The organism is Streptomyces sp. SID14478 (assembly GCF_010548525.1).
Taxonomy (GTDB): Bacteria; Actinomycetota; Actinomycetes; order Streptomycetales; family Streptomycetaceae; genus Streptomyces.
The window spans coordinates 1-3822 of sequence record NZ_JAAGMG010001238.1 but is presented as its reverse complement, the minus strand read 5'-3'; the positions used below and the strand labels follow the sequence as shown (position 1 = coordinate 3822).

The 3822-nt window shown below is 68.0% G+C and carries 2 protein-coding genes and 1 rRNA gene; 1 reads left to right on the top strand and 2 read right to left on the bottom strand.

The genetic code is table 11. The features are described 5' to 3' along the window. Positions 1–191: ribosomal RNA gene (locus G3I40_RS39815) — 16S ribosomal RNA — on the bottom strand; the annotation flags it as partial. A 707-nt stretch (positions 192–898) separates the two neighbouring features. Further along, complete coding sequence (locus G3I40_RS39810) at positions 899–2281, bottom strand: cation:dicarboxylase symporter family transporter (RefSeq protein WP_164559696.1); 1383 nt, start codon at positions 2279–2281, stop codon at positions 899–901. A 140-nt stretch (positions 2282–2421) separates the two neighbouring features. On the opposite strand from G3I40_RS39810, the gene G3I40_RS39805 reads away from it, so the two are divergent. Beyond that, a partial coding sequence (locus tag G3I40_RS39805) for an ATP-binding protein (RefSeq protein WP_164559694.1) occupies positions 2422–3822 on the top strand: 1401 nt, incomplete at its 3' end.

Sequence of the window (3822 nt, the reverse complement as noted above, 5' to 3'; positions counted from 1 at the left end):
CACAGGAGTGCGGGAGTGTTATCCGGTATTAGACCCCGTTTCCAGGGCTTGTCCCAGAGTGAAGGGCAGATTGCCCACGTGTTACTCACCCGTTCGCCACTAATCCACCCCGAAGGGCTTCATCGTTCGACTTGCATGTGTTAAGCACGCCGCCAGCGTTCGTCCTGAGCCAGGATCAAACTCTCCGTGAATGTTTCCCCGTGATCGGGGTGACACCACGAGAGCGGAACCAGGAAGAGGAATAATCCCCCCGGTTCACAGCGTCCTCGCTGTGCGCCTCCCACAATCAAGTGGAAGGACTTTTTCAAAGGAACCGTGTTCCGACCGAGAAGGCCGGGACAGGGTTGTCAATCTGGCGTTGACTTTTGGCACGCTGTTGAGTTCTCAAGGAACGGACGCTTCCTTTGTACTCACCCTCTCGGGCTTTCCTCCGGGCGCTTCCCTTCGATCTTGCGTTTCCGACTCTATCAGATCTTTCCGATCCGATTTCCTCGAGGTCTTGCTGGTCTTGCTTATTCGCTTTCCGGCTTTTCGGCCTTCCGGCGGTGTTGACTGTATCAGATCCTTTCGGGCCTGATTCCCTGTCAACCGGGTTTGTCGTTGCGGCTGTTGGGCCGTTCCGACGTCCCAAACTTTAGCGGATCCTCGCGGTGGTTCCTAATCGAGGTGATCAGATCGGCCGCAACCCTTTTCGAATTGAATTCGGGCACGCCGAAATCAATCCCGAGGGAGATCGTGCTGATGGTTGGGATGCCGCTTCGAGCGGCAGGAGGCGCTGCCCCGGAACCGTCGGCTCCGTGACAACTCGAAGGACCCTACGCCACCCGTGGCGGCAGTACAAAAGCGGGGTCCGGTACCGACGGCACCGGACCCCGCTCAGCAGGTCGCAGGGCGTTCCTCAGGCCCCGACCGGCTCCTTCGTCCCGCCGTCGCGCGGCGTCGGGACCTGCGAGTCCTCGGCGCTCGAGTCCAGCAGCGTCCGCTCGTCGAAGGGCAGGTCGCCGGCGAGCACCCGGTGCACCCGGTCGCGGTCGACCTCCCCGGTCCAGGTGCCGATCAGCAGCGTGGCCACCGCGTTGCCCGCGAAGTTCGTCAGCGCGCGGGCCTCGCTCATGAAGCGGTCGATGCCGACGATGAGGCCGACGCCGTCGACCAGGGCCGGCTTGTGGGACTGGAGTCCGCTGGCGAGCACCGCGATGCCCGAACCGGAGACGCCCGCCGCGCCCTTCGACGCGACCATCATGAAGAGGAGCAGGCCGATCTGCTGGCCGACGCTCATCGGCTGGTCCATCGCGTCGGCGATGAACAGGGACGCCATGGTCAGGTAGATCATGGTCCCGTCGAGGTTGAAGGAGTAGCCCGTAGGCACCGTGATGCCGACGACCGGGCGGCTGACGCCCAGGTGCTCCATCTTCGCGATGAGCCGCGGCAGCGCCGACTCGGACGAGGACGTGGACAGGATCAGGAGGAACTCCCTGCTCAGGTACTTGAGGAGGGCGAAGATGTTGTAGCCGGCCGCCAGGCGCAGGATCGCCGCCAGCACGATGCCCACGAACAGGGCGCAGGTGACGTAGAACCCGATCATGATCGTGGCCAGTGCCTTGAGGGCGTCCGTGCCGGTCTCGCCAATCACCGCTGCCATCGCGCCGAACGCGCCCACCGGGGCGGCCCACATGATCATGCCGAGGACGCGGAAGACCAGCTTCTGGATGTGCTCGACGCCGCGCAGGACCGGTTCGCCGGCGCGGCCCATGGCCTGGAGTGCGAAGCCGACGAGGAGCGCGACGAGCAGGGTCTGCAGGACCTCGCCCTCGGTGAAGGCGGAGACGAGCGTCGTCGGGATGATGCCGAGGACGAAGTCGACCGGGCCTTCGGCGGCGTCCTTGGCCGCGGTGTGGCCGACCTCCTTCGTCGCCTCGGTGAGGTGCATGCCGTCACCGGGGTGCAGGATGTTGCCGACGACGAGGCCGATGGCCAGCGCGACCATCGACATCGCGATGAAGTAGCCGAGGGCCAGGCCGCCGACCTTGCCGATCTGGGCGGCCTTTCGTACCGAGCCGACGCCGAGCACGATCGTGCAGAAGATGATCGGCGAGATCATCATCTTGATCAGGTTCACGAAGCCCGTGCCGATGGGCTTGAGCTCGACCGCGAAGTCCGGCCAGATGAAGCCGACGGCGATGCCGAGCAGTACGGCCACGATGACGGCGATGTAGAGATAGTGCGTGCGGTCCCGTTTGGCGGCGGGCGGCTTGACTGCGCCGGTCCCGTTCTCGGCCACGGCTCCTCCTGACGACTGACGACGATGTCGGTCCGTGCGGCTCACGGTCTGCGGATCCCGGTGACTATCTCCCAGGCCGTGACGGCCGTCACCCTTCCGTTCATTTAGTTCGTGCTTCACCGACCGGGCAGACTGGCGGCATGCGCCTCCCCCGTCCTCGCAGCCTGGCCGGTCAGCTGTTCGCGATGCAGGCCGTGCTCGTCGCGGTCGTGGTCGCGGGATGCGCGCTGTTCACGTACCTCAGTGACAGGAGTCAGGCGGAGACCGCGGCGCGGCGCCAGGCGACGGCCGTGGCGACGGCCGTCGCGGACGCCCCCACGGTGCGGGAGGCGATCACCGGGAGCGCGGAGCCGGGTGACGTGCTGCGGGCGTACGCCGGCCACGTCATGGCGGACACCGGCGTCGACTTCGTGACGATCATGAATCCGCAGGGCATCCGCTGGACGCACCCGGACCCGAACCAGATCGACAAGCGCTACCTCGGGCACATCGAGCCGGCGCTGCGGGGCCGCACCTTCCCGGAGACGTACACCGGGACCCTCGGCGCCTCGGTGCGTGTCGTCACGCCCGTGTACGCCGACGGGCGGGTCGTCGGGCTGGTCAGCGCCGGCATCACCATCGACGAGATCACCGAGCAGGCGCGGGGGCAGGTGCTCGCCGTCGCCGCGGTGGCGGGCGCCGCGCTCGTCCTGGGCGGCATCGGCACGTACGTCATCAACGCGCGGCTGCGGCGCCACACGCACGGCATGAACGCGACCGAGCTGAGCCGGATGCACGCCTACCACCAGGCCGCCCTGCACGCCGTGCGCGAGGGGTTGTTGATGCTGGACGGGCAGCGGCGGATCGCGCTCATCAACGACGGGGCCCGCGAACTGCTGGGCGTCGGCGAGGAGGCGGTGGGCCGGGGCGTCGCCGAACTCGGACTGCCCGCGCCGCTCACCGGCGCCCTGCTGGCCGCCGAGCCGCGGGTCGACGAGGTGCATCTGACCGCGGACCGGGTCGTGGTCGTCAATACCTCGCCGGTGGCCAGTGAGAACCGGCGCGGCACCGTCGTGACCCTGCGCGATCACACCGAACTCCAGGCGGTGATGGGCGAGTTGGACTCCGAGCGGGGGTTCACCCAGGCCCTCAGGTCGCAGGCGCACGAAGCGGCGAACCGGCTGCACACCGTCGTCTCGCTGATCGAGCTGGGCCGCGCCGACGAGGCCGTCGACTTCGCCACCGCCGAGCTGGAGCTGGCCCAGGCGCTGACCGACCAGGTCGTGGGTGCCGTCAGCGAGCCCGTCCTCGCCGCGCTGCTGCTCGGCAAGGCGGCGCAGGCCAACGAGCACGGGGTCGAGCTGGTCGTCTCCGCCGACACCTGGATCGACGACGGGCTGCTGCCGCGGGCGCTGGCCGCCCGCGATCTGGTCACCGTCCTCGGCAACCTCCTCGACAACGCGGTCGACGCGGCGCAGGGTTCGCCGCGCGCCCGCGTCACCGTGACCGCCCGCGCCGCCCCGGGCGCCCTGCTGCTGCGGGTCACGGACAGCGGCCCGGGC